Below are 25499 nucleotides of genomic sequence, written 5' to 3'. Positions count from 1 at the left end.
AGGCCGGCGCGACTGAGCTCGGCGGCAGCCGAACACACGGGATCGTGGCACGCCGCGTGCATCCGCTCGATGAGCATGTGATCGAGGGCCGGTCGGGCCCACGGGCCCAGCGGGCGGCCGGTGCGCTGCGCGTAGCGCAGCAGATCATAGCCGAAATCGTGTGTGCGGCAAGCATTCTCAAACCGCTCGGGTAAGGGGATCGGCGATGAGCAGCCGCCGTCGGGGTTGGCCGGGTAGCCGTTCTCGAGCACTGGTCGATAACCCACGACGGCCGCGAAATCCGTGGGGAGAACACGCTGCACGCTCTCCGGATGGGGGCCGACGAGCACGCGAACCGTCTGCTCCGCGGCGGTGGCGTCGGTCGGGGAGTGATCGAGCACCGCCGATGCCCTTCCGGCGGCCATCACGTGCAACGCCATCACGGTCAGGCCGATCAGAATCCACATCACCGGACGGAAGCCACGTCGCCGCCGTGTTCGTCGAGCATCGTCAGAAGTCATGCCGCTGACGCTAGGAACGATGATCACGTGGGCACATCGCCCGCGCGAGCCGATCGGTGTCGGCTCCGTAGAGGGTGACTGTGGACCGGTCTGGCTCTTGGGTAGCGTGCGGATCCCACTCCGCAGTATGAGGACTTCGACCGATACGCCGCCTAGCGTGGAGGTCGAGGTGATCACATGATGGGACGGATGGTCCGAGCGGCGCGCGATGCGGCCGTGGATGAACTGCGCACGTTGCCGGTTGTTGCGCACCCGGGCGTGCGTGCCTGGGTGCGGTCTCCGGGTAACTGGTTCTTCGTGATCTTCGCGGTGGTGCTGTTCGCGGTGTCGTGGCCGACAATGCCTCTGACACTGGATGTTCCGGCGTACGCCTGGCCGATCCTGGCTGCGGTGGCGGCGTGGCCGGTGGCGATGGCGCGGAGTGCGCCGATGCTGGGCTGGGCGATCTCGGTGATCGGGGCGCAGCTCATCGGGCTGTTCATCCCCGCGGCACCGGGGTGGCCGTGGACGATTCAGGTCACCCACATCATCGCGTTCCTGATCCTGACGTTCATGGCGTATCTGCGCTGCCCGTTGCGGTTGCTCGCGCCGGTGTGGATCTGCGCGTCGCTGGTGATGGCGTTCGCGGCACCGCCGGGCGCGCGGGTCGGCTGGGTGGTCGGACTGACCTTCATGGCCGTCGTCGTGGCCCTGCTGCGCGGGTTGCTCACCTCGCGCAGGCAACTCGCCGTGCGCACCGAGGAGACCAAGGTCGCCGAGTCGACCAGTGCGGTGCTGCAGGAACGTGCCCGGATCGCTCGAGACCTGCACGACGTTGTGGCACATCGCATGTCGATGGTCGTCGTGATGGCCCAGACCGCGCGGTACCGGCTGCCCGACGTCGACGAGGTCTGCGCGGCCGAGTTCGAGGCGATCGCGCAGGCCGCGCGCACCTCACTCGACGAGGTGCGGCAATTGCTCGGCGTCCTGCGGGTGTCGGGAGCCGGCGATGGAGGGGAGGCGGCGCCCGCCCCGAGTCCCGGCCTCGCCGACATCGACGCGCTGATCAGCCAGACCCGCCGGGCCGGCGCGCGAATCGACTTCACCGACGAACTCGACCACCCGGTGTTCGCCGAGTCGTCGGCGCTGGTGATCTATCGCATCGTCCAGGAATGCCTGGCCAACGCGACGCGGCATGCGCCGGGCGGCGACATCGAGGTGCGTCTGACCCCGGTCGTCGGCGAGCCGTACGCGGGTCCCGCCGCACAGGTCAGCGTCGTCAACACCGCCCCGACCGAACCTCCCCTGCACCTGTCCGGGGCCGGGGTGGGTATCGCGGGCATGGGCGACCGGGCGCGGGCGGTGGCCGGATCCCTGACCGCCACACCCACATCCGACGGCGGATTCGCGGTGCGAGCCCACATCCCCGCCTCGGCACGGACTCCGGTGATGTCGTCGCTCGCGGTGTCGCATGGTGCGGTGCCGGAGCTCCCCGCCAACGGGTAACGTTGCGGCCGTGCCGATCACGCTCGTCGTCGCCGATGACCAGGCGATGGTCCGTCAAGGATTCTCGGCCCTGCTCGCCGCGCAACCCGATCTGTCGGTGCTCGGTGACGCCGCCGACGGCATCGAGGCCGTGGAATTGTGTCGCCGGGTCCATCCCGATGTGGTCCTGATGGATGTGCGGATGCCGCGCCGCGACGGGTTGTGGGCGGCCGCACAGATTCTCGGTGCGCGTGGCGCCGACGAGGTGCAACTACCCGCCGACGGCGTCGCAGGCCGCACGAAGGTGCTGATGTTGACCACCTTCGACATCGACGACTATGTGTACGAGGCGTTGCGGATCGGTGCGTCGGGTTTCTTGTTGAAGGACGCCCCCGCCGACGAACTCGTCCGGGCGGTTCGGGTGGTCGCCGCGGGCGAGGCACTGCTGGCGCCGTCGATCACCCGCCGCCTCATCCGTGAGGTCACCGGGCGCCGGGCGCGCCCCCGTTCCGACGCGGCGGTGGAGACGTTGACCCCGCGGGAGCGTGAGGTGCTCGATCTCGTCGCCGATGGCAAATCGAACCAGGAGATCGCCACCGACCTGTTCGTCGCCGAACAGACCGTGAAAACCCATGTGAGCAGCGTCCTGACCAAGTTGTCGTTGCGCGATCGCGCCCAGGCGGTCGTCTTCGCCTACGAGAACGGGCTCAAGTGAGGACCGCGAGCCCGCCGCGCGGGTCCCGACGGCGGGCACGAGGGCGCCGTCGGCACTAGATTGTGTGCAGACGCGGGGTCGCGCGGAATTCCGGCGATCCCGGCTCCAACGGGCAGGAGGCTCACAGCGGTATGGCCAAGAGATTCGGGATTCTCACATCCGGCGGCGACTGCCCCGGACTGAACGCGGTGATCCGCGGCGCAGTACTCAAGGGTGAGACGGTCTACGGCCACGAGTTCGTCGGCTTCCGCGACGGCTGGTACGGCCTCGTCTATGGCGACATCATGGAACTCGACCGCTCGGTGGTGCGCGGCCTGTCCAACCAGGGCGGCACCATCCTCGGCACGAGCCGCTTCGGCCCGTACTCCGAACCCGACGGTGGCCCCGACGCCATCAAGAAGGTTCTCAAGAACCTCGGGATCGACGGTGTCATCGCCATCGGCGGTGAGGGCACCGCATCGGCGGCCAAACGTCTCTACACCGACGGCATCAACATCGTCGGCGTCCCCAAGACGATCGACAACGACATCAACGCCACCGACTACACGTTCGGCTTCGACACCGCGGTCAACATCGCCACCGAGGCGATCGACCGGCTGCGGACCACGGGCAACTCGCACAAACGCTGCATGGTGCTCGAGGTGATGGGACGCCACGCGGGCTGGATCGCCCTGCATTCGGGGATCGCCGGCGGCGCGCACGCGATCCTGATCCCGGAGCAACCCGAGAGCATGAATCAGATCTGCGCGTGGGTGACCAGCGTCAAGAATCGCGGCCGCGCGCCGATGGTCGTCGTCGCCGAGGGCTTCAAGTTGCCCGACATGGGAGAAGCCCACTCCACCAAGGGGCTCGACGGTTTCAACCGTCCGCGCCTCGGCGGTATCGCCGAGGTGCTGGCACCGATGATCGAGGAGCGCACCGGCATCGAGACCCGCGCGACCGTGCTCGGACACATCCAGCGCGGCGGCACGCCCACCTCGTTCGACCGGGTGCTGGCCACTCGCATGGGTATGGCCACCGCCGACCTCGTCGCCGACAAGTACTGGGGTCACATGATCGCGCTGCGCGGCACCGAGATGCACCGGATCACCTTCGACGAGGCGCTGGCCAACCCCAAGACGGTGCCGCTGGACCAGTATCAGGAGATCCGGGTCATCTTCGGCTGAGGTGCGGCCCGGTTCACGCCGGGTCGCGGGGGATCACGATCCACAGCAGCAGATACAGCAGCACCTGCGGACCGGGCAGAAGGATCGAGGCGACGAACGCCGCGCGGACCAGCGTCGCGTCCCATCCATAGCGTGCGGCGATGCCGCCGCACACCCCGCCGAGCCAGGCGTCGCCGCGTGAGCGGGTGAGCCGCCGTGCCGGGGGAACAGGTGTGGTGTGCGGTGTCTGGTGAATGGTCATCGATCGTCCTCTCACTGAGTGTTCTGACACCTGAAACGATAGGAGTCGGCGGCGCCGATGGCATCGGGGACGTCCCTGCTTTCGTCCCCGAGATTTGTCCCGACCCGCGGCCGCATAAAGTGGTGGCCATGACTGCCGCAGCTGCCGAATTGATGGACTACGACCAGGTCATCGACGAATTCGATCCGGTGATGGGACTCGAGGTCCACGTCGAACTCGGTACCACGACCAAGATGTTCTGCGGCTGCCCCACAGCGTTCGGGGCCGACCCCAACACCCAGGTCTGCCCGGTGTGCATCGGCCTGCCGGGCTCACTCCCGGTGGTCAACGCCACCGCCATCGAATACGCGATCCGTATCGGTCTCGCACTGAACTGCTCGATTCGTCCCTCGAGCGTGTTCGCCCGCAAGAACTACTTCTATCCCGATCAGCCGAAGAACTACCAGATCAGTCAGTACGACGAGCCGATCGCCTACGAAGGTCACCTCGACGTCGCACTCTCCGATGGCACCACCTGGCGCGTGGAGATCGAGCGCGCACACATGGAGGAGGACACCGGCAAGTCGCTGCACATCGGTGGCGCCGGGCGCATCCACGGGGCCGATCACTCCTTGCTCGACTACAACCGGGCCGGGGTGCCACTCGTGGAGATCGTCACCAAACCCATCGTCGGTGCCGGAGCGCGCGCGCCCGAGGTGGCCCGCGCCTATGTGACCGCGCTTCGGGATCTGCTGAAGTCGCTCGGGGTCTCCGACGTGCGGATGGATCAGGGGTCGCTGCGTTGCGACGCCAACGTGTCCCTGATGCGCAAGGGCGCAAGCGAATTCGGTACCCGTACCGAAACCAAGAACGTCAACTCGCTCAAGAGTGTCGAGACGGCGGTGACCTTCGAGATGCGCAGGCAGGCCGCGGTGCTCACCGCCGGCGGACAGATCGTGCAGGAGACCCGGCACTACCACGAGACCGACGGCACCACCTCGCCCGGACGACGCAAGGAGACCGCCGAGGACTATCGCTACTTCCCCGAGCCCGACCTGCCGCCGGTGCAGCCGGCCGCGGAGTGGATCGAGGAGATCCGCGCGACCCTGCCGGAGTTGCCGTGGGTGCGCCGCGCCCGTATCCAGCAGGAGTGGGGCGTGTCCGACGAGGTCATGCGTGACCTGGTCAACGTCGGGGCGGTCGACCTGATCATCGCAACCGTCGACGCCGGCGCCGCACCGGAAGCCGCACGCGGGTGGTGGGTGTCGTTCCTGGCCCAGCAGGCCAACAGTCGCGGTAGCGACCTCGCCGATCTGCCCATCACCCCCGAGCAGGTCGCCGAGATCATCGGACTCGTCGACGAGGGCAAGCTGACCACCAAACTCGCCCAGCAGGTGGCCGTCGCGGTACTCGACGGCGAAGGCCAACCGGCACAGATCGTCGCCGATCGCGGGCTCGAGGTGGTACGCGACGACTCGGCGTTGCAGAAGGCCATCGACGACGCATTGGCCGCCAACCCCGACATCGTCGAGAAGATCCGCGGGGGCAAGGTGAAAGCAGCCGGCAAGATCGTCGGCGATGTCATGAAAGCTACGCGCGGACAAGCGGATCCGGCGCGCGTTCAGGAGCTCGTGCTGGCCGCCTGCCAGTAGGGGCCCGGGGCGGCTCGACTCAGGTGTTGCTCTCCGACCCCGCCGGCGGGATGAACCGTACGACGCGGTCGTCGGTGCTCACCGGCTGCCCGTAGGCGCGGTTCACCGTCGCGAATTGCACGACCCCGTTGTCCAGCGCGGTGATCCGGCCCAGCGCTCCGTAGCGTTTCTCCAGCACGACGGTCGGCGGAGTGATGGTCGGGCGCTGCCTGGTGGGTTCGTTGATCGCTTCGATGCGCTGGGTCCGCGTCTCGGTGACGAAGATCTGTCCGCCGGTCGCGGCGCAGCCGGCGATCTGCGGTTTGTCGGGCCAGGTCCACAGCACCGTCGTCGCCCCCGACTCCTCGACCGATTGCAGGCGGTCCTCGGTCGGACCCTGATCCGTCATGTACAGACCACCGGAGGCGCTCGGGCACAACGCGACATTCGCGCCGAGGCCGGAGGCCAGGATCTTGGGCCGGGTGGTCGATCCGGAGGAGAGGTCGGTGACCGCGAGGAGTTTGCCGGCGAGCGATCCGGGATCGCCGGCGGCCGCGGGGTTGCCGGCGTTTCCGGTCGCCACCAGCAACTCCGAGGGCGAGGCGAACAGCAGCGCGCCCATGTTTCCGGTGGCGCCCTTGGGGATTCCGGTCAGGATCGGTTTGGCGACGTCACCGGGGGCGAGGCGTACCACCCGATTATCGGTGGGCGTGGTGATCAACGCGTAGATCAGCTGATCCTGCTGATAGGTCGGGGAGAAGGCGAAGTCGATCAACCCCCCGTCACCCGATTCGTCCACGTCGAAGGACGCCAGGACCCGTTGTGGCCCATACCTTTTGGTGGTGATGATCTTGCCGGTCGTGCGTTCGGCGACGACGGTGACCGCGCCCTCGTCGTCGCCCGCGCGCACGCCGCCGGTGGAGGCGAGGCACGTCGCGATCACGGCGGGATCGGGATCGACGCAGGGTCCCGGCGGGGGAGGGCTCTCCTGTCCCGGGTTCTCCGGTGTCGACTGCGGAGGCTGGGTCGACTGCACTTCGAACGACTCGTTGTTCGGGCTGAACGGACCAGCGGCCTGATCACGATCCTGCTGCGAGAAATCCGCACAGGCGGCGACGGTCAGCATCACTGCGAGGACACCGACCAGCACGGTCACCCGGTGGCGACACGCGACGAGCATCCGACGACGCCGACCGGGCCCGGCCCCTCGTCGCTGCATTCGCCGCCCCTCTCGCATGCCCACCACAGTAGGCGATTGCGATGCGCCGACCGCGCGGCGATCGGCCGCCCGAGGGTCGGAAACCTTTAGCATCGGCCATGTGACCGATCGCGAACATCCCGACGCGCCGGACAAGACGTTCCAGCCACCGAGCCCCTACGACGAACCGACGGGAGCGTTTCGCCGACCCGAGGGCGCCAGACCCGAGAGCGCCACACCCGAGATCAGCGACGCCGACCGCGACGCCTTCTATGAGCGGCACCATCGTCGACCCGGACGGTTGTCGCGGGTGGATTCGCTCGACGACCTCGACCCGGGTGAGGTGGAGACCCGGCCGATCGGCATACCGCAGCAGCGCCCACCGCGCCGCAATCCCGTGCCGATCCCACCCGTGATGGCTGAAAACCCGGGGGCTGCAGCGGACGCGGAGACGGCGGCCATCGAGAAGCCGACCGGCGCGACATCGACTGGTGCGACATCGACCCAGCCGGAGCCGGCGACCGAGAAACTTCCCGCGACACCGATCCCGTCGGTGGAGGAGACGTTCCCCGAGCTGTCGCGCAAACGCGCGCAGCCGGCGGAGACGCCCACCCGAGCACTCCTGCACGGTGAGGAGCCGTTGCCGACCACCCGGGCGCTGGGTGAGCAAGAGCCGGCCGGCGACGATCTCGACGGCGACGTCGCGGGTACCGACGATGATGCGCGGGCCGGTACCGATCGCGACGATCAGCCCGAGACCGGCCGCCGGCGCCGGGGTCTGTTCGGCCGGCGCGCCGCCGACCTCGATGCCGCCGACCTCGATGCTGCCGACGCCGACCATGCCGACGATGCACCCACTGTCGAGGCCGCCCGTGCCGAACCGATCACCGTGACGGCCCCGCGCGGCACCCTCGATCTGGGCCTGCTGCTGCTGCGGGTGGCCATCGGCATCGTCGCCGTCGCGCATGGTCTGCAAAAGCTGTTCGGGCTCTGGGGTGGTCCGGGATTGTCGGGATATCAGGAGATGCTCGCCAACAATCCCAACCCGACGATCGGGTTCCACTCCGACGTCACCCGGCCGCTGGCGATCGTCGGCGCGCTGGCCGAGACCATCGGCGGCGCGATGGTCGTCCTGGGCCTGTTCACCCCGATCGGAGCGTGTGCGATCGTCTCGGTGATGCTCCTGGCCGCGGCCTACAAGACGACGCTGGCCGGTGGATTCGCCTTCTTCGCCGCAGCCGGTGGCATCGAGTACGAGCTCGTCCTCGCGGTGGCGGCCGCCGCCCTGGTGCTGACCGGTCCGGGGCTCTACGCCTTCGACGCCTCCCGAGGCTGGGCGCGTCGGCCGTTCCTCGGGTCCGTCGCCTGGCTGATCGTGGGCATCGCCGCCGCGGTCGCGGTGTGGATGCTGTTCAACGGGACCAACCCGCTCAACTCCGCCGGCAACCCGCGGTAGCGCGAACGACACATTCGTCCCCGAGCAGTCGGTTCTTCCCCGGGAAATCTCCCGAGGAAGAACCAAATGCTTCGGGAAGAACTGGATTCAGTCGACCTGACGGACCGCGCCCTTGTCGGCCGAGGTGGCCAGCTTGGCGTAGGCGCGCAACGCCGTGGTCACCGTGCGCTGCCGGTCCTTGGGCTGCCACGGCCGTTCGGAGGCCTCCATCTTGGCGCGGCGCTCCGCGAGCACCTCGTCGTCGACGAGAACGGCGAGCTGTCGCGTCTTGACGTCGATGACGATCGGGTCGCCGTCCTCGATGAGCCCGATGACGCCGCCGGCGGCCGCCTCCGGGGAGATGTGACCGACCGACAGACCCGACGAGCCGCCGGAGAACCGGCCGTCGGTGATCAGGCCGCACTTCTTGCCCATCCCGGTGCCCTTCATGAAGGCCGTCGGGTGCAGCATCTCCTGCATGCCCGGCCCGCCGGACGGCCCTTCGTAGCGGACGACGAGCACCTCGCCGGCCTGCAGCGTCTTGGACAGGATGACCTGCACGGCCTCCTCCTGGGATTCCACGACGCGCGCCGGGCCCTCGAAGTGCCACAGATCCTCGTCGATCCCCGCGGTTTTGAGGACGGCACCGTCCTGCGCGAGGTTGCCGCGCAGCACACAGAGCCCACCCTCGACGGTGTAGGCGTGGTCCTTGTCGCGGATGCAGCCGCCGTGGGCGTCGGTGTCGAGCTCGTCCCACCGGTTGGCGGTCGAGAACGGGGTGGTGGTACGCACCCCGCCCGGCGCGGCATGGAACAGTTCGATGGCCTCGTCGGTCGCCTTGCCGCCGCGGATGTCCCAGTCGTCGAGGAACGCCGCGATACTCGGGGAGTGCACGGTCGGCGCCGAGTCGTCGATCAGCCCGGCACGACGCAGTTCGCCGAGGATGGCCGGGATGCCACCGGCCCGGTGCACGTCTTCCATGTGATAGTCCGAATTGGGCGCGACCTTCGACAGGCAGGGCACCCCGCGGCTGATCTCGTCGATGACAGACAGATCGAAATCGGCGACCTCACCCTCCTGCGCGGCGGCGAGGATGTGCAGCACGGTGTTCGTCGACCCGCCCATGGCGACGTCGAGGGCCATGGCGTTGCGGAAGGCGGTCGGGCCCGCGATGCTGCGGGGCAGCACCGAGGCATCGTCGTCGCGGTACCACTTCTGGGCGGCCTCGACGACGACACGACCGGCTCGGGAGAACAGCGCCCGACGGGCCTCGTGGGTGGCCAGGGGCGAACCGTTGCCCGGCAGGGCCAGACCCAGCGCCTCGGTGAGGCAGTTCATCGAGTTGGCGGTGAACATGCCCGAGCACGACCCGCAGGTCGGGCACGCCGAGCGCTCGACCTCGCCGAGCCCGGCCTCGTCGACGTCGGTGTTGGCCGACGCCGAGATGGCGGTGATGAGGTCGGTGGGCGCATGCGCGACGCCGTCGACGACGACGGCCTTGCCCGCCTCCATCGGTCCACCGGAGACGAAGACCGTCGGGATGTTCAGGCGCATCGCGGCATTGAGCATGCCCGGGGTGATCTTGTCGCAGTTGGAGATACACACCAGGGCGTCGGCGGTGTGGGCGTTGACCATGTATTCGACGCTGTCGGCGATGATCTCGCGGCTCGGCAGCGAGTAGAGCATGCCGCCGTGGCCCATCGCGATCCCGTCGTCGACGGCGATCGTGTGGAACTCGCGGGGCACCCCGCCGGCGGCGCGTACGGCCTCGGCCACGATCTCACCCACGTCCTTGAGATGAACGTGCCCGGGGACGAACTGCGTGTAGGAGTTGGCGATCGCGACGATCGGCTTGCCGAAGTCGTCGTCGGTCATTCCGGTGGCGCGCCACAGGGAGCGGGCGCCGGCGGCTTCGCGTCCGACGGTGGTGGTTCGGGACCGCAAGGGTGGCATGGGGTTTCCTCGATCGGGTTCGCTTGGGCGCCCGCATTGCGGACGCACACGGCACTGACGTGGGGTCAGCGCGCGAACCGCTCGAGGGTGTTCGCGAGCGGGTCCGACTCAGGAGGTGGGGGTGGGCTTGTTTCCTCGCCGCCGGCGCTGACCGCGACCGTCGACACGATGGCGTGGACGATCAGCCGCGTCCACGGTACTCCTCGCTGACGTGCGCGAACAAAACAGTTCCCGCTCGCCTCAGCGTGCGTCGCGGGCGGCGGCGAAGGGGTCGGGAATCCGGCCGGCGCTGGCCGCCGAGAGTCGCGGCATGTCCTGGAAGGTGATGGCGGGCAGGCGGACACGATCGCCGTCGGTGAGCACCGCCCGCACCGGGCCCCACCGGCTGAACTGCAGGCCCTCGATGTCGGGCCACTCGACCTCCCTGGAACCGAAGGTGCCGACCGCACGCAGTCCGTCCTCGGTCACCACGGTCTTGATGCGCCAGATCCACACCGCGAGCAGGACCGGGACCGCGAAGGTCCAGCCGAACCACGCGAGGTTGGTGCCAGCCAGGATCAGTACCACCAGGAGCGTCGCAGGTACGGCGAAATAGGCGAGCTTGCTGAGCTTGAACTCCTGTGGCAACTCGAGCGCGTCCGACGTCGCCTCCGACGGTGTTGCCGTGGTCGACTCCGCCTTGGTCGACTCCGCCGGGGTCGACCGTGCCGAATCGGACGAGGACGGGGTGGACGACCGAGCGCCGGAGGAAGAACGAGTCACGATCCCATTGTGGCATCCGGGCGTCGGTGCTCTTGACGCGCGGGGGTGCCGAGGACCAGTGATTTCCCAGGATCTGGGACGCGGGGGAGACGAGTTTGACTCTGCACTATCTGCAGTCCTACCGTGATTGACGTGATGCACAACGAGCTTCTCGTAGTAATCGGCCGGCGCGTCGTCGCCTGACCGGTCACTTCATCGACCTCCCAGCATCGACGCGCCACCCTCGAACAGCAACCGCTGTCGGGGGTTTTTTGTTGCCCACCCCCATTGACCCCGAATCCCCGGTTGAGCGGTAGTACAGACCAGTGCGGCAGTCCACCTGCGACTGAGAACGACGACCGTCGACCACGAACACGAAGGACCGTGCAGTGAGCGCACCAACAGCACGTACGGACACGACCACTCCGGGCGCCGGGTCGCGTCAGGAATCGCCGGCGGCGGGCAGCCTCCGCGCGGTACGGCAGAACACCGTCGCCCCCGAGCGCGTCAGCGGCGCGCAGTCGGTGGTCCGTTCGCTGGAAGAACTCGGTGTCGAGGTGGTCTTCGGTATTCCCGGCGGTGCGGTGCTCCCGGTGTACGACCCGCTGCTCGATTCGCGCAAGGTCCGCCACGTGCTCGTCCGTCACGAGCAGGGGGCGGGACACGCGGCCACCGGTTATGCACAGGTCACCGGCCGCGCCGGGGTGATGATGGCGACGTCGGGTCCCGGCGCCACCAACCTCGTCACCCCGCTCGCCGACGCGCAGATGGACTCGGTGCCCGTCGTCGCGATCACCGGCCAGGTCGGTCGCGCGCTCATCGGCACCGACGCCTTCCAGGAGGCCGACATCTCCGGTATCACCATGCCGGTCACCAAGCACAACTTCTTGGTGTACAACGCGATCGACATCCCGCGGGTCATCGCCGAGGCCTTCCACATCGCCGAGAGCGGTCGTCCCGGTGCGGTGCTGGTCGACATCCCCAAGGACATCCTGCAGGCCCAGACGACCTTCTCGTGGCCGCCGCAGATCGACCTGCCCGGCTACCGGCCGGTGACCAAGCCGCACGGCAAGCAGGTGCGGGAGGCGGCGCGGATGATCAACGCCGCCAAGAACCCGGTGCTCTACGTCGGCGGCGGGGTCATCAAGGCCAACGCCTCGGCGGAGTTGCTCGAACTCGCCGAGCTCACCGGCATCCCCGTCGTCACCACCCTGATGGCGCGCGGCGCGTTCCCCGACTCGCATCCGCAGCACCTGGGCATGCCGGGGATGCACGGCACCGTCGCGGCCGTCGCCGCGTTGCAGCGCAGCGACCTGCTGATCACGCTCGGCGCCCGCTTCGATGACCGGGTGACCGGCCAGCTTTCGTCATTCGCCCAGGGCGCCAAGGTCATTCACGCCGACATCGACCCGGCGGAGATCGGCAAGAACCGCCACGCGGACGTGCCGATCGTCGGCGACTGCAAAGCGGTCATCCTCGATCTGCTCGACACACTGCGTGCCGAACGGGCCACCACCGGCACCACGCCGAAGCTCGAGGAGTGGTGGGACTACCTCGACGGCATCCGCCGTACCTATCCGCTGAGTTACGACCGTCCCGCCGACGGCTCGATGTCGCCGGAGTTCGTGATCTCCCAGATCGGCAAGCTCGCCGGCCCCGACGCCGTCTACTGCGCAGGCGTCGGTCAGCACCAGATGTGGGCGGCGCAGTTCATCTCCTACGAGAAGCCGCGGACGTGGCTCAACTCCGGCGGACTCGGCACGATGGGGTATGCGGTGCCGGCCGCGATGGGTGCCAAGATGGCCGCCCCCGACACCGAGGTGTGGGCCATCGACGGCGACGGCTGCTTCCAGATGACCAATCAGGAGCTGGCCACCTGTGCGATCGAGGGCATCCCGATCAAGGTTGCCCTGATCAACAACGGCAACCTCGGCATGGTGCGGCAGTGGCAGACCCTCTTCTACGAGGAGCGTTACTCCAACACCGACCTGGCGACCCACTCGATGCGCATCCCCGACTTCGTCAAACTCGCCGAGGCGCTGGGCTGTGCGGCGTTCCGGGTGGAGAACGAGGCAGAGGTCGACGAGGTCATCGCCAAGGCCCGCGAGATCAACGACCGTCCGGTCGTCATCGACTTCATCGTCGGTGCCGACGCGCAGGTGTGGCCGATGGTCGCGGCCGGAACCGGCAATGACGAGATCATGGCGGCCCGCGACATCCGGCCGCTGTTCGACGACGAAGCGTCGGCCTCCGATCCCGCCGACATCCACGAAGTGGTCAATCAGAGCACCAATCTCGGCCAGGAGGGCGAGCAGAAGTGAGTACCCATACCCTCAGCGTCCTCGTCGAGGACCGTCCGGGCGTCCTGGCCCGCGTGTCGGGATTGTTCTCCCGGCGCGGATTCAACATCGAGTCCCTCGCCGTGGGGCCGACCGAACTCAAGGGTGTCTCGCGGATGACGATCATGGTCTCCGTCGAGGACTTCCCGCTCGAGCAGGTCACCAAGCAGCTCAACAAGCTGATCAACGTGATCAAGATCGTCGAGCAGGACCCGTCGAGTTCGGTGTCACGTGAGCTGATGATGGTCAAGGTGCGCGCCGACTCCACGGTGCGCTCGGAGGTCATCGAGGTCGTGAATCTGTTCCGCGCCAAGGTGATCGACGTCTCCCCGGAGTCGCTGACCGTGGAGGCGACCGGCACCGCCGAGAAACTCGAGGCGCTGCTGCGGATGCTCGATCCGTACGGCATCCGGGAGATCGCGCAATCCGGCGCGGTCACCCTGGGGCGCGGCCCGAAGAGCATGTCGGCCAACCGCTGACGCACGCAAGTCACATCGCGCCCCACGCGGGATAACCGATTCGTTTGGGGCACAACATATATCGAAGGGAAGTCAACTGTGGCGATCGAATTGTTCTATGACGACGACGCCGATCTGTCGCTCATCCAGGGCCGCAAGGTCGCGGTGATCGGCTACGGCAGCCAGGGGCATGCGCATTCGCTGTCGCTGCGTGATTCGGGTGTCGACGTCGCGATCGGCCTGCGCGAGGGCAGCAAGTCGCGGGAGAAGGCCGCCGAGCAGGGCCTGAAGGTCATGACCGCCGCCGAGGCCGCCGCCTGGGCCGACGTGATCATGATGCTGGCCCCCGACACCAGCCAGGCGCAGATCTTCACCGAGGACATCGAGCCCAACCTCAAGGACGGCGACGCGCTGTTCTTCGGCCACGGTCTCAACATCCACTTCGGTCTCATCAAGCCCCCGGCCAACGTCACCGTCGGCATGGTCGCCCCGAAGGGCCCCGGTCACCTCGTGCGCCGGCAGTTCGTCGACGGCAAGGGTGTGCCCTGCCTGATCGCGATCGACCAGGACCCGAAGGGTGAGGGTCAGGCGCTGGCGCTCAGCTACGCGAGTGCGATCGGTGGCGGCCGCGCCGGCGTCATCAAGACCACCTTCAAGGAGGAGACCGAGACCGATCTCTTCGGTGAGCAGGCCGTGCTGTGCGGTGGCACCGAGGAACTGATCAAGACCGGCTTCGAGGTGATGGTCGAGGCGGGTTACGCCCCGGAGATGGCCTACTTCGAGGTGCTGCACGAGCTCAAGCTCATCGTCGATCTGATTTACGAGGGTGGCATCGCCCGCATGAACTACTCGGTCAGCGACACCGCCGAGTTCGGTGGCTACCTGTCGGGCCCGCGGGTCATCGACGCCGACACCAAGGACCGGATGCGCGCCATCCTCTCCGACATCCAGGACGGTAGCTTCGTCAAGCGTCTCGTCGCCAATGTCGAGGGCGGCAACAAAGAACTCGAGGACCTGCGCAAGAAGAACGCGGAGCACCCGATCGAGGTCACCGGCAAGAAGCTACGCGACCTGATGAGCTGGGTGGATCGCCCGATCACCGAAACCGCCTGAACACGAGCGTGATTCGTGGCCCCGTTCCCCGGTGGGAACGGGGCCACGGTCGTCTGCGGCGGCAGGCGAGTGGGCTGTGGATGAATTCTCGGCCCGTCGATGCATCAGTTCTACGCTTGGCCCATCGGTGTCGATCGTGCTGGGGGAGAGTCATGGATGTCAATCCGGAAGCGTTGCGGCAGTTCGCCACTCGGGTCTGTGGTCCGGCGTCGCCGCGCAGTCCGGTGAGACGGCGACCGACGTCGGCTGCCGGCGGGCCACCGCGCTGAGCGCCGCCGCGCGCAACTCGGCAATCGGTCTCGCCCGGACGTCACCGCGGCGGCGTCGAGGATCCCCACGCGCCCAAGGACTTCACCGACGCCCCGCACGGTGACAACACCGGCGGCACCAACTCCGGGTTCGGCCGCGGCGTGCAACGTGCGCGCCTCCTCGAGCACATGAGCGGTACGGTCGTCGAGACCGAGACCACCACCACCGCCGGTGACACCACGACGACGATGGTGAGGATGCTCGACGGCTCCCGGCAGACCTACACCAGCGGTCCCGGGGTGAACCGCGGCAGATGATTCGGCGAGGTCTCCCGCACGCCCGGCGCACAGACGAATGCGCCCCCTCCCGAGGTCGGGAGGGGGCGCACTCGATGCAGCGAGTTCAGGGTCAGTAGACCGAGAAGCCCTTGTACTTGGTGTGATTCACGTAGTTGAGGATCGGCCCGATGTTGGTGCCGGTCTCGGGGCCGAGGCAGCCGAGGAAGTAGTACGCATTGACCATGCCCACGAGTTTGTCGCCGACGACCACCGGGCTGCCGGAATCACCCTCGATGACGCACATCTGGGAGAAGTGCACGTCGCCGTCGGAGAACCATGCGACACCGCAGGTGCTACCGGTGGTGCGGCCTTCCTTGCACGCCACGGTCGGGAAGCCGATCGGGCGGGTGTCGATCCCGCGGATCGTCACCGACCGCACGGTACGCAGCGGTACGACGCGCGACGGGTCGAACTCGATGATCGCGACGTCGTCCTTCGGGTCGGAATAGGTCACCACACCGGCCTGACCGCGATCCTGGAACGTCTCGGAGAGGACCTGCTGTCCGGGCTGGCCGCAGTGTCCTGCGGTGATGCCGATCAGTTGACCTGTTTTCGCATGACCGATCGTGGTCAGGGTGCACGCCTTGGCGGAGTCACCGCCCTGCAGGATCAGGATTCCTGATCCACCGCCCAGGAAGATCTTCGCCGGGGCCGCCTGCGCGGCGCCGGGAGCCCCCCAGCCGGCGAGTACCGTCGCTGCCAGGACAGCCAACAGTACTGTCAGCTTCTTCTTCATCCACACTCCACTCTGCTACCCGACCGGCGCGGCTTCTCGACCGCCTGATCGATTGTTGACACATCACCCGAAGCGCCACCGTACCGGCGGATTCGACGGGTGCCGCGGTTCGGCGACACTCTGCCGCCGCATCGCAACACTTCCGTAATGCCGCTCACAATGTACACGTCCACCCTGTGCCTCCCGGTCGCGTCGACGCCCGGCTGTTCGTCGCATCGGGAGAGGTCTCTAAGCTGACTTGCGGATGCCGCTACGGCATCACGCCCGATCTCGCCACCGATTCTGGAGAAAAACTGTGACCTCAGCTGGCCTGCCGGTCGTTCTCATCGCCGACAAACTGGCCCCCTCGACCGTGGAAGCCCTCGGCGACGGGGTCGAGGTGCGCTGGGTGGACGGACCCGATCGCCCGAAACTGCTCGAAGCCGTCGTCGACGCCGACGCGATCCTGGTGCGTTCGGCCACCACCGTCGACGCCGAGGTCCTCGAAGCGGGCAAGAAACTGAAGATCATCGCGCGCGCAGGCGTCGGCCTCGACAATGTCGACGTGCCGGCTGCCACCGAGCGCGGCGTGATGGTGGTCAACGCGCCCACCTCCAACATCCACACCGCCGCCGAGCACGCGATCTCACTGATGCTCTCGGCGGCCCGGCAGATCCCGGCTGCCGACGCGACCTTGCGCGAACACACCTGGAAGCGTTCGTCGTTCAACGGCGTCGAGATCTTCGACAAGACCGTCGGCGTGGTCGGACTCGGCCGGATCGGCCAGCTCGTCGCGGCTCGACTGGCCGCCTTCGAGACCCACGTGATCGCCTATGACCCCTACGTGTCGCCGGCGCGTGCCGCCCAGCTCGGCATCGAATTGGTCTCGCTCGACGAGCTTCTCGAGCGCGCCGACTTCATCACGGTGCACCTGCCCAAGACGCCCGAGACCCTCGGCCTCATCGGCGCCGACCAGCTGGCCCGCACCAAGAAGGGCGTGGTCATCGTCAATGCCGCCCGCGGCGGTCTCATCGATGAGCAGGCGTTGGCCGATGCGATCGTCTCGGGGCAGGTCCGGGCCGCAGGCCTCGACGTCTTCGCCACCGAACCGTGCACCGACTCGCCGCTGTTCGAACTGCCGCAGGTCGTGGTGACCCCGCATCTGGGTGCCTCGACCAGCGAGGCCCAGGACCGTGCGGGCACCGATGTCGCCAAGAGTGTGCGGCTGGCACTGGCCGGGCACTTCGTCCCGGACGCGGTCAACATCGTCGGCGGCACCGTCGACGAAGAGGTCGCCCCGTGGCTGGAGATGGCGCGCAAGCTCGGTGTGCTGGTCGGGGCGATCAGCTCCGATTTGCCGACGTCACTGGTCGTCGACGTCCGCGGCGAACTCGCCGCGAGCAATGTCGATGTGCTCGGGTTGTCGGCGCTGCGCGGCCTGTTCGAGGCCGCCCTGACCGAGCCGATCACTTTCGTCAACGCCCCGAAGGTGGCGCAGGAGCGCGGTGTCACCAGTGAGGTGACCACCGCCACCGAGAGTCCCAACCACCGCAGCGTGGTCGACGTCAAGGCGGTCTTCGCCGATGGGTCGGTCCACAATGTGGCCGGGTCGCTGTCGGAGCCGCGGCAGGTGGAGAAGATCGTCAACATCAACGGACGCAACTTCGACATGCGCGCCGAGGGCCTGAACCTGCTGGTGAGCTACACCGATCAGCCGGGCTCGCTGGGCAAGATCGGTACGCTGCTCGGTGACGCGGGCATCGACATCCTGGCCGCGGCGCTCTCCCAGGACGCCGCGGGTGCCGGTGCCACGATGATCTTGCGGGTCAGCCGCGAGGTCGACGACTCGGTGGTCGAGGCCATCGAGTCGGCAGTCGGCGCAACTCTGATCGAACAGGTGGATCTGTCATGAAGCTCGCCGTCATCGCCGGGGACGGAATCGGTCCCGAGGTCATTGCCGAGGCACTCGAGGTGTTGCGGGTGGTGACTCCCGACGTCGAGACCACCGAGTACGACCTCGGTGCCCGGCGCTATCACCGCAACGGTGAATTGCTGACCGAGGCCGATCTGGATTCGTTGCGTGAGCACGACGCGATCCTGCTCGGTGCGATCGGTGATCCGTCGGTGCCGTCGGGGGTTCTCGAACGTGGACTGCTGCTCTCCATGCGTTTCGCGCTCGATCACCATGTGAACCTGCGGCCCTCGCGCCGGCTGCCCGGAGTGAGTTCGCCGCTCGCCGGCGACCCCGACATCGATTTCGTCGTCGTCCGTGAGGGCACCGAGGGCCCCTACACCGGCAACGGTGGCTCGATCCGCGTGGGGACCCCGCACGAGGTCGCCACCGAGGTCAGCGTCAACACTCGCTTCGGTGTCGAGCGCGTCGTGCGGGATGCCTTCGAGCGGGCGAGCCGCAGGCGCAATCACCTGACGTTGGTCCACAAGACCAACGTGCTGACCTTCGCCGGATCGTTGTGGAGTCGGGCGGTCGCCGAGATCGGTGCCGAGTACCCCGATGTCACCACCGACTACTGCCACGTCGACGCCGCGACCATCTACCTGGTCACCGACCCCGGACGGTTCGACGTGATCGTCACCGACAACCTGTTCGGCGACATCATCACCGACATCGCGGCGGCGGTCTCCGGTGGGATCGGGCTCGCGGCGTCGGGCAACATCGACGCCACGCGGACCAATCCGTCGATGTTCGAACCGGTGCACGGTAGCGCCCCCGACATTGCCGGTCAGGGCAAGGCGGACCCCACGGCCGCGATCCTGTCGGTGGCGCTGCTTCTCGATCACCTCGGTGACGCCGAGGGTGCTCGACGCGTCGAACAAGCCGTCGCCGACGATCTGCTCGACCGCGACGGCCAGGAGTTGTCGACCTCGGAGATCGGCAAGCGCATTCGAGAGCGCTTGTAGCGCAACGAATTCTGCACTGTCCGGTGGCCCGGCTCGGTGGTGTGTGGTCGAGGAGACCCCACCCCGGGACCGGGTCACCGTCATCTGTGGTCGTCGTGAGGGGTCTCCGACGGGGACCGTGGAATGGGGATCTCGGGCGTCACTTGTTCTAGTTTCAATAGAACTATACAATCAGGGTGTGTTCATTCGAGTCGATCCCACCGATCGCTCGCCGATCTTCGCCCAGATCGCGGCGTCGGTCCGCGGTGCCATCGTCCGCGGTGACGTCGGCGCCGGTGAACGGCTGCCCGCGGCTCGGGAATTGGCCGCCTCGTTGGACGTGAACGTCCACACGGTGTTGCGGGGCTATCGGATCCTGCGGGATGAGGGGCTCGTCGAACTGCGTCGCGGGCGGGGTGCGGTGGTGTCCGACCGCGCGCCGGAACAGGCCGAGATCGGTGAGGCCCTCGATCGGCTCATCGGGGTGGCGCAGCGCTGGGGACTCGGACCCACGGAATTGTCGGCAGAGATCACCAGGAGGATGTCATGACCGCGACAGCGTCGAAACCCACTCGGGAACAACGATTTCGGTGTGCACTGGTGGGCGTGGTCCCGCCGGTCGTCATGATGGGTGTCGCGGTGTCGTTGCTGTCGGCATGGCGTGGCGATCTTCCCGATCCGATGGCATCCCATTGGGGTACCGGCGGAGTCGACGGCACGAGCAGCATCGTCGGCGCGATCGTGACGGTGGTGGTCGTCTGTGTGCTCGCCGCTGCGCTGAACACCGTGGCGTCCCTTGCGATGTCCCATCCCCGGCAGGTCCGGGCGAGTGTGGTGCTGATCAACTTTCTCGTGGTGGTGATCGCCGGGGTGATCCCCGCGGTGGCGGCCGGTCAGCGGGGAGTGACCGAGGTTCACGACGTTGCCACGCCGGTGGTGCCGATCCTGCTCACCCTTGCGATCGCGGCGATCGTCGCGGCGGGCAGTTGGGTCCTCATCCCGCAGTGGGCCACCGCGGTCGGCGGGCCGGTGGGTGCGGTCCCCGCCGAAGACCTCGCTTCCGGAGAACGCTTCTATTGGCAACGCGCGGTGGGGAATTCGGTGGTGGCCGACGTCCTCTTGGCCGCCACCGCGGTGGTGCTGGTCATCATCACCGCGGTGACCGGGGTGTGGTGGCTGCTGGTGGTTCCCGCCCTGATCGTCCTCGGCGCCGTCCTGATGGGAACCGTGCGGGTGCGGATCGATCGCAGTGCGATGACGGTGCGCGGCGCGCTGCCGTGGCCGCGCCAGGAGATCGCCATGGCCGACATCGTCCGTGCCGAGGTCATCACGGTGCACGCGTTGCGCGACACCGGCGGTTACGGCCGCCGTCTGGCCATCCGGGGAGAGGGCAAGGGCGCGTGGGGATTCGTGGTGCGCTCCGGTGAGGCCGTGATGGTGACTCGCACCGACGGCCGGCGCGACTTCGTCGTCGTCGACGATGCCGCGACCGCGGCCGGCCTGATCAATGCAGTGCTCGCCCAACGTCTGCCGGGCTGAGCGACTCTCAGCCGGGCGTGTCGACCGACACCGGCTCCGGCTGCGGGAGTTGGTCGCGCGGAACCAACGGTGCCGCGATCACCGGAGCCACCGCACTCGCGGCGAAGGCCAGCGGGAAGCCGACCGCGGTGATGAGGGCGCCGAACAGCGGGGTGGTGGCGGCGGTGGCCAGATACTGTGCGGTGTTCTGGATGCCGAGACCACGTCCGCTCCAGCGCGGCCCGGCGAATTCGGCGATCGCGGTGAAGGCCAGGCCGTTGTCGGCGACGGAGACGATCGAGGCCACCATCATGACAACCACGCACACCGGACTGTCGGCCCAATCGGTCAGTGCCAGAACGCCCATCGCGACACCGGCGACCACGGCGATCAGCCGGATCGGCCGCATGCGGGACAACCATGCGTCCGACCATCGCCCGGCCGCGATGCGCCCCAGCGCGCCGAGCGTCTGAGTGATCGTCACGAGGACACCGGCCGTGGCCGGAGACCAGTGGCGGGCCACGATGAGCCAGGTCGGCACGAAGGTCCACAGCATCGACTGCGGGATCACCAGGAGCACGCTGACGGCGTGTACGCGTGCCAGGAACCAGCTGTCGCGGTACGGGTTTCGTGCTGGTGCGGCGGCGATCGTGCGAGCCGACGGCGGGTCGACGATGCCCAGGACGCATGCGAGCAACCCGAGCGCGGTCACCACGACGGGGACCACCAGCGCTGCGGCGATGCCGAGGTGTTGGGCGATCGCGGGCATGCTCAACGCGCACACCGCGATTCCCAGGGGTTGGGCCATCTGCCGGACGCCCATGGCCGTGCCGCGCTGGGCCGCGGGGAACCAGCCGACCACGATCCGGCCGCTGGCGCCGTTGGCGGCACCGGAGCTCAGTCCGCCGAGGAACAGTAGCGCCGCCAACACGGTGAATGGGGCCGATTGCCATGCCGCCAGTGCCGTCGCAATCGCCGCCATCAAGGTCAGCGACAGTGAGATCGTCAGGATCACGCGTTCGCCGTGGCGATCGAGCAGGCTGCCCCAACCGATGATGGCCATCATCAATCCGACCGTGGGAACCGCGGCGAGCACCGACGCCCGCGACACGCTCATGCCCTCGGCGTGCAGGGCGGGGATGAGGTAGGCGATCCCGGACACCACACAGGTGGTGGTCATCGCAGCGATCAGCGAGCACGCGAGCATCGTCCACCTGCGGGTGGTGCCGATGGTGTCGGGGGAATTCATGTCGCCTCCTCGAAGCTCTCTCGGGTCTCGTCGCGTCTCATTATCTGAGAATTGACTCCCATATTTTAGAACCCGTGGTGGTCGGGATGCCAATCGACGTCCCGAAGTGTGGACAATGCCGGTGCGATACCCTCGGGCCATGCGTCTTGGTCGAATCGCCAGTCCCGATGGTGTCGCCTTTGTCTCGCTCGAGGATTCCGGTGACGGTGTCGTCGCCAAGGAGATCGCCGAGCATCCCTTCGGCACCCCGACCTTCACCGGTCGGAGTTGGCCGCTGGCCGATGTCCGATTGCTCGCGCCGATCCTGGCGACGAAGGTCATCTGCATCGGCAAGAACTACGCCGCGCATGCGGCCGAGATGGGGGGCTCGGCACCCGAGAACCCGGTGATCTTCCTCAAACCGAACACCTCGATCATCGGGCCGGAGGTCCCCATCGTGCGCCCGCCGTCCTCGGACCGTGTCGATTTCGAGGGTGAGCTCGCCGCGGTGATCGGTCGTCCGTGCAAGGACGTCAAGGCCTCCGAGGCGGCCGGGGTCATCCTCGGATACACCGTCGCCAACGACGTCACCGCCCGCGATCAGCAGCAGGCCGACGGACAGTGGACACGCGGCAAGGGCTATGACACCTTCTGCCCGCTGGGGCCGTGGATCGACACCGCCTTCGATCCCTCGGATGCCGAGATCCGCACCGAACTCGACGGCGAGGTGCGCCAGCGCAGCCGAACCTCGTTGATGCTGCACGACATCGGCGCCATCGTCGAGTGGATCTCCCGGGTGATGACGCTGCTGCCCGGTGACGTAATCCTCACCGGCACCCCAGAGGGGGTGGGTCCGATGGTTGCCGGACAACGGGTTTCGGTGACCGTCGAAGGTCTGGGCACACTGAGCAATCCGGTGGTGGACAAGCCGTGACGGCACCGGTGAGCACCGCACGGATCAACGGGATCGACCTGTCCTACGAGGTCGCCGGCGAGGGTCCGCTCGTCGTGATGGTGATGGGCACCGGCAGCCCGGGCCGGGTGTGGAAGGCAAATCAGGAGCCGGCCCTGCGCAAGGCCGGCTATCGTGTCGCCCTGTTCGACAACCGTGGCATCGCCCCGTCCTCGGAGTGCGCCGCCGGGTTCACGCTCGAGGACATGGTGGCCGACACCGCCGGACTCATCGAGCATCTCGGTGGACCGGCTTTCGTCGTGGGGACCTCGTTGGGTGCCCGCATCACCCAGGAACTCACCCTGGCGCGGCCCGACCTCGTCCGCGGCGCGGTGATGTTGGCCACCTACGGCCGCAGCACGCCGCTGCAGGAAGCGATCTCGGCCGGCGAGCGCGCGCTCTACGACCAGAAGATCACCCTGCCTCCGGAGTACGAGGCCGCCATCACCGCGCACCTCAACCTGTCGCCGCACACCCTCGACGACGATCGGGCCGCACAGGACTGGCTCGACATCATCGGGTTCTCACCTCAGACCGTGACCCCCGGGGTGCGTGCTCAGCTCGGACTGCACCACCGGGAGGCCAATCGTCTCGACGCATACCGGCGCATCACCCGGCCCGCGCTCGTCGTCGGATTCGCCGACGATCGCACGTTGCCGGTCAAGCTGGCACGCGAGGTGGCCGAGGTGATCCCGGGAGCCGAGTACGCCGAGGTGGCCAAGGCCGGGCACTTCGGTTATCTCGAACAGCCGGCCGAGGTGAACCGGCTCATCGTCGACTTCTGCGACCGCCACCGGGACTGACTCCCCGGGTGGTCGGTTCGATACGCTGAGCCGCATGGCCAGTACCGATTCCGCCCGCCCCGATCCCGCAGGCTCCGACGCCGTGCGCGTCCGATTCTGCCCGTCCCCCACGGGTACCCCGCACGTCGGGATGGTGCGCACCGCGCTGTTCAACTTCGCGCAGGCGCGACACGACAAGGGCACCTTCGTCTTCCGCATCGAGGACACCGACGCCGCCCGCGACAGCCAGGAGTCCTACGACGCGATCCTGGAATCGTTGCGATGGCTCGGACTCGACTGGGACGAGGGCCCCGAGGTCGGCGGACCGTACGGTCCGTACCGGCAATCGGAGCGTCGTGGAATCCACCTCGACGTGGTGGCGCGTCTGTTGGCGGCGGGTGAGGCCTACGAGGCGTTCTCGACCCCGGAGGAGGTCGAGGCACGGCATCGCGCGGCCGGCCGGGACCCTAAGCTCGGTTACGACAACTTCGATCGCGACCTCACCGACGAACAGCGTGCCGCCTATCGCGCCGAGGGCCGCAATCCCGTTGTGCGCCTTCGCATGCCCGACCGTGACATCACCTGGGACGATCTCGTCCGCGGCGCCACGACGATCAAGTCGAGTACCGTTCCCGACTTCGCGTTGACCCGTGCGAACGGCGATCCGCTCTACACCCTCGTCAATCCCGTTGACGACGCGATGATGCGGATCACCCATGTGTTGCGCGGCGAGGACCTGTTCTCATCCACCCCGCGCCAGATCGCGTTGTACGAGGCGCTGATCCGGATCGGGGTGGCCGAGGCGGTGCCCGTCTTCGGGCATCTGCCGTTCGTCATGGGGGAGGGCAACAAGAAACTCTCCAAACGCGATCCGCAGTCCAACCTGTTCCATCACCGGGACCGCGGATTCCTGCCGGAGGGTCTGCTGAACTACCTCGCGCTGCTCGGCTGGGGGTACTCGCACGAGACCGATGTGTTCACCCTGGAGCAGATGATCGACAAGTTCGATGTCCGCGACGTCAACTCCAATCCCGCGCGCTTCGACCAGAAGAAGGCCGACGCGATCAACGCCGAGCACATCCGGATGCTCGAACTCGGTGACTTCGCCGCGCGGCTCAAGGCCTACCTCATCGACCGCGGTCACCTGTCGGAGCCGATCGACGACGCCACCTTCACCGCCCTCGCCGAACTCGTGCAGACCCGAATCCAGGTGCTGGGCGACGCGTGGGCATTGATGTCGTTCTGCTACGTCTCCGACGCGGAGTTCACCATCGACGAGAAGGCCGCCGCCAAGAATCTCGGTGCCGACGCGGTGCCGGTCCTCGACGCCACCATCGCCGCCGTGGAGGGTCTGTCGTCGTGGCAGACGTCCGCACTGCACGACGCCCTCGACGCCGCGCTGGTGGACGATCTGGGCCTCAAACCGCGCAAGGCGTTCGGTCCGGTGCGGGTTGCGGTGACCGGGTCGCAGGTCTCGCCGCCGCTGTTCGAGTCGATGGAACTGCTGGGCCGCGACGTGAGCCTCGCGCGTCTGCGCGCGGCCCGGGAGTTGGCGGCAAAGTAGCCACTGACCAGGCGATTTGTGGTCCAGGGGTAGTGCTCTGCTAATCTATCGCAGGTTCTTTTCCGAGAGGAAAAGAGAAAACCTTGGGGTATGGTGTAATTGGCAACACAGCGGTTTCTGGTACCGCCATTCTAGGTTCGAGTCCTGGTACCCCAGCGACCACCAAGGTCTATGGCCCCGTCGTCTAGCGGCCTAGGACGCCGCCCTCTCAAGGCGGTAGCGCGGGTTCGAATCCCGTCGGGGCTACAGAGAAAGGCGCCCTTCCCGGTAATCCCGGGAGGGCGCCTTTCGCTTGTGCAGCCGGGGATGTTATCGACGCCGG

General features: G+C 67.7%; 23 protein-coding genes and 2 tRNA genes. 18 read left to right on the top strand and 7 right to left on the bottom strand.

All coding sequences use genetic code 11. The features are described 5' to 3' along the window. Positions 1 to 500: hypothetical protein (locus B1964_RS14590; RefSeq protein WP_253194003.1), on the bottom strand; the 500-nt coding region annotated here is incomplete at its 3' end. Between the two features lie 177 nt (positions 501 to 677). On the opposite strand from B1964_RS14590, the gene B1964_RS14585 reads away from it, so the two are divergent. The 3 genes from B1964_RS14585 (at position 678) to B1964_RS14575 (ending at position 3845) form a co-directional block, all read left to right on the top strand. Continuing rightward, the gene (locus B1964_RS14585; protein WP_079930282.1) at positions 678 to 1985 is read left to right on the top strand and encodes a histidine kinase; all 1308 of its coding nucleotides are present in this window, start codon (positions 678 to 680) and stop codon (positions 1983 to 1985) included. 10 nt (positions 1986 to 1995) lie between these two features. Further along, positions 1996 to 2679, top strand: a complete 684-nt coding sequence (locus B1964_RS14580) for a response regulator transcription factor (RefSeq protein ID WP_006371008.1) — start codon at positions 1996 to 1998, stop codon at positions 2677 to 2679. A 131-nt stretch (positions 2680 to 2810) separates the two neighbouring features. After that, positions 2811 to 3845: a 6-phosphofructokinase gene (locus B1964_RS14575; RefSeq protein WP_006371009.1), complete on the top strand. Its 1035-nt coding sequence runs from the start codon at positions 2811 to 2813 to the stop codon at positions 3843 to 3845. Positions 3846 to 3858: 13 nt separating this feature from the next. Here the strand turns inward: B1964_RS14575 and B1964_RS14570 are convergent, their stop codons facing one another. After that, positions 3859 to 4086 carry a PspC domain-containing protein gene (locus B1964_RS14570; protein ID WP_079930281.1) on the bottom strand — a complete coding sequence of 76 codons (228 nt, stop codon included), beginning with the start codon at positions 4084 to 4086 and terminating at the stop codon, positions 3859 to 3861. 128 nt (positions 4087 to 4214) lie between these two features. Between B1964_RS14570 and gatB the strand changes: the two genes are divergently transcribed. Continuing rightward, positions 4215 to 5717: an Asp-tRNA(Asn)/Glu-tRNA(Gln) amidotransferase subunit GatB gene (gatB, locus tag B1964_RS14565; RefSeq protein ID WP_026920012.1), complete on the top strand. Its 1503-nt coding sequence runs from the start codon at positions 4215 to 4217 to the stop codon at positions 5715 to 5717. Positions 5718 to 5736: 19 nt separating this feature from the next. Here gatB and B1964_RS14560 read toward each other — a convergent pair whose 3' ends face one another. Beyond that, positions 5737 to 6876 (bottom strand): PQQ-dependent sugar dehydrogenase, encoded by a 1140-nt coding sequence (locus B1964_RS14560; protein WP_079930280.1) that lies wholly within the window; start codon positions 6874 to 6876, stop codon positions 5737 to 5739. 139 nt (positions 6877 to 7015) lie between these two features. Between B1964_RS14560 and B1964_RS14555 the strand changes: the two genes are divergently transcribed. Next, entirely contained in the window at positions 7016 to 8350 is a 1335-nt protein-coding gene (locus tag B1964_RS14555; RefSeq protein WP_079930279.1) for a DoxX family protein, read from the top strand. 87 nt (positions 8351 to 8437) lie between these two features. On the opposite strand, the gene ilvD is transcribed toward B1964_RS14555, so the two are convergent. Both ilvD and B1964_RS14545 read right to left on the bottom strand, forming a co-directional pair. After that, a complete protein-coding gene (gene ilvD / locus B1964_RS14550) occupies positions 8438 to 10282 on the bottom strand; it encodes a dihydroxy-acid dehydratase (RefSeq protein WP_079930278.1) in 1845 nt (614 codons plus the stop codon). 240 nt (positions 10283 to 10522) lie between these two features. After that, a complete protein-coding gene (locus B1964_RS14545; RefSeq protein ID WP_079930277.1) occupies positions 10523 to 11044 on the bottom strand; it encodes a PH domain-containing protein in 522 nt (173 codons plus the stop codon). 368 nt (positions 11045 to 11412) lie between these two features. Here B1964_RS14545 and B1964_RS14540 point away from each other — a divergent pair, with 368 nt between their 5' ends. From B1964_RS14540 to B1964_RS31430, 4 genes are all read left to right on the top strand, one after another. Continuing rightward, on the top strand, positions 11413 to 13344 hold the full coding sequence (locus B1964_RS14540) for an acetolactate synthase large subunit (protein WP_079930276.1): 1932 nt from the start codon (positions 11413 to 11415) through the stop codon (positions 13342 to 13344). After that, positions 13341 to 13841: an acetolactate synthase small subunit gene (gene ilvN / locus B1964_RS14535; protein WP_006371017.1), complete on the top strand. Its 501-nt coding sequence runs from the start codon at positions 13341 to 13343 to the stop codon at positions 13839 to 13841. The genes B1964_RS14540 and ilvN overlap by 4 nt, the downstream gene beginning before the upstream one ends. 78 nt (positions 13842 to 13919) lie before the next feature. Continuing rightward, entirely contained in the window at positions 13920 to 14933 is a 1014-nt protein-coding gene (gene ilvC / locus B1964_RS14530; protein WP_006371018.1) for a ketol-acid reductoisomerase, read from the top strand. 437 nt (positions 14934 to 15370) lie between these two features. Further along, positions 15371 to 15499: a hypothetical protein gene (locus B1964_RS31430; protein ID WP_290440705.1), complete on the top strand. Its 129-nt coding sequence runs from the start codon at positions 15371 to 15373 to the stop codon at positions 15497 to 15499. Between the two features lie 91 nt (positions 15500 to 15590). Here B1964_RS31430 and B1964_RS14525 read toward each other — a convergent pair whose 3' ends face one another. Beyond that, positions 15591 to 16256: a hypothetical protein gene (locus B1964_RS14525; RefSeq protein WP_006371022.1), complete on the bottom strand. Its 666-nt coding sequence runs from the start codon at positions 16254 to 16256 to the stop codon at positions 15591 to 15593. A 295-nt stretch (positions 16257 to 16551) separates the two neighbouring features. On the opposite strand from B1964_RS14525, the gene serA reads away from it, so the two are divergent. The 4 genes from serA to B1964_RS14505 all read left to right on the top strand — a co-directional run bounded on the left by serA (position 16552) and on the right by B1964_RS14505 (position 20672). Then, positions 16552 to 18147: a phosphoglycerate dehydrogenase gene (serA, locus tag B1964_RS14520; protein ID WP_079930275.1), complete on the top strand. Its 1596-nt coding sequence runs from the start codon at positions 16552 to 16554 to the stop codon at positions 18145 to 18147. Next, complete coding sequence (locus B1964_RS14515; RefSeq protein WP_079930274.1) at positions 18144 to 19154, top strand: 3-isopropylmalate dehydrogenase; 1011 nt, start codon at positions 18144 to 18146, stop codon at positions 19152 to 19154. Before serA ends, B1964_RS14515 begins: the two co-directional genes overlap by 4 nt. A 178-nt stretch (positions 19155 to 19332) precedes the next feature. Beyond that, entirely contained in the window at positions 19333 to 19683 is a 351-nt protein-coding gene (locus B1964_RS14510) for a GntR family transcriptional regulator (RefSeq protein ID WP_079930273.1), read from the top strand. Next, positions 19680 to 20672: a hypothetical protein gene (locus B1964_RS14505; RefSeq protein WP_079930272.1), complete on the top strand. Its 993-nt coding sequence runs from the start codon at positions 19680 to 19682 to the stop codon at positions 20670 to 20672. The genes B1964_RS14510 and B1964_RS14505 overlap by 4 nt, the downstream gene beginning before the upstream one ends. A gap of 7 nt (positions 20673 to 20679) precedes the next feature. On the opposite strand, the gene B1964_RS14500 is transcribed toward B1964_RS14505, so the two are convergent. Further along, the gene (locus tag B1964_RS14500) at positions 20680 to 21900 is read right to left on the bottom strand and encodes an MFS transporter (RefSeq protein WP_079930271.1); all 1221 of its coding nucleotides are present in this window, start codon (positions 21898 to 21900) and stop codon (positions 20680 to 20682) included. A gap of 139 nt (positions 21901 to 22039) precedes the next feature. On the opposite strand from B1964_RS14500, the gene B1964_RS14495 reads away from it, so the two are divergent. The 5 genes from B1964_RS14495 to B1964_RS14475 all read left to right on the top strand — a co-directional run bounded on the left by B1964_RS14495 (position 22040) and on the right by B1964_RS14475 (position 25423). Further along, positions 22040 to 22813 carry a fumarylacetoacetate hydrolase family protein gene (locus B1964_RS14495; protein WP_006371028.1) on the top strand — a complete coding sequence of 258 codons (774 nt, stop codon included), beginning with the start codon at positions 22040 to 22042 and terminating at the stop codon, positions 22811 to 22813. Next, the gene (locus tag B1964_RS14490; RefSeq protein WP_006371029.1) at positions 22810 to 23634 is read left to right on the top strand and encodes an alpha/beta hydrolase; all 825 of its coding nucleotides are present in this window, start codon (positions 22810 to 22812) and stop codon (positions 23632 to 23634) included. The genes B1964_RS14495 and B1964_RS14490 overlap by 4 nt, the downstream gene beginning before the upstream one ends. Positions 23635 to 23668: 34 nt before the next feature. Further along, on the top strand, positions 23669 to 25177 hold the full coding sequence (gltX, locus tag B1964_RS14485; protein ID WP_079930270.1) for a glutamate--tRNA ligase: 1509 nt from the start codon (positions 23669 to 23671) through the stop codon (positions 25175 to 25177). An 84-nt stretch (positions 25178 to 25261) separates the two neighbouring features. Beyond that, positions 25262 to 25333 (top strand) — tRNA-Gln (locus B1964_RS14480). A gap of 17 nt (positions 25334 to 25350) precedes the next feature. After that, a tRNA-Glu gene (locus tag B1964_RS14475) sits at positions 25351 to 25423 on the top strand. Positions 25424 to 25499 lie beyond the last annotated feature (76 nt).

Origin of the sequence: Gordonia sp. i37 (assembly GCF_002043085.1) — a bacterium.
GTDB classification, from domain to species: Bacteria; Actinomycetota; Actinomycetes; order Mycobacteriales; family Mycobacteriaceae; genus Gordonia; species Gordonia polyisoprenivorans.
Note: the sequence above shows the minus strand (reverse complement) of the source record. Positions and strands in the feature narration are given on the sequence as shown.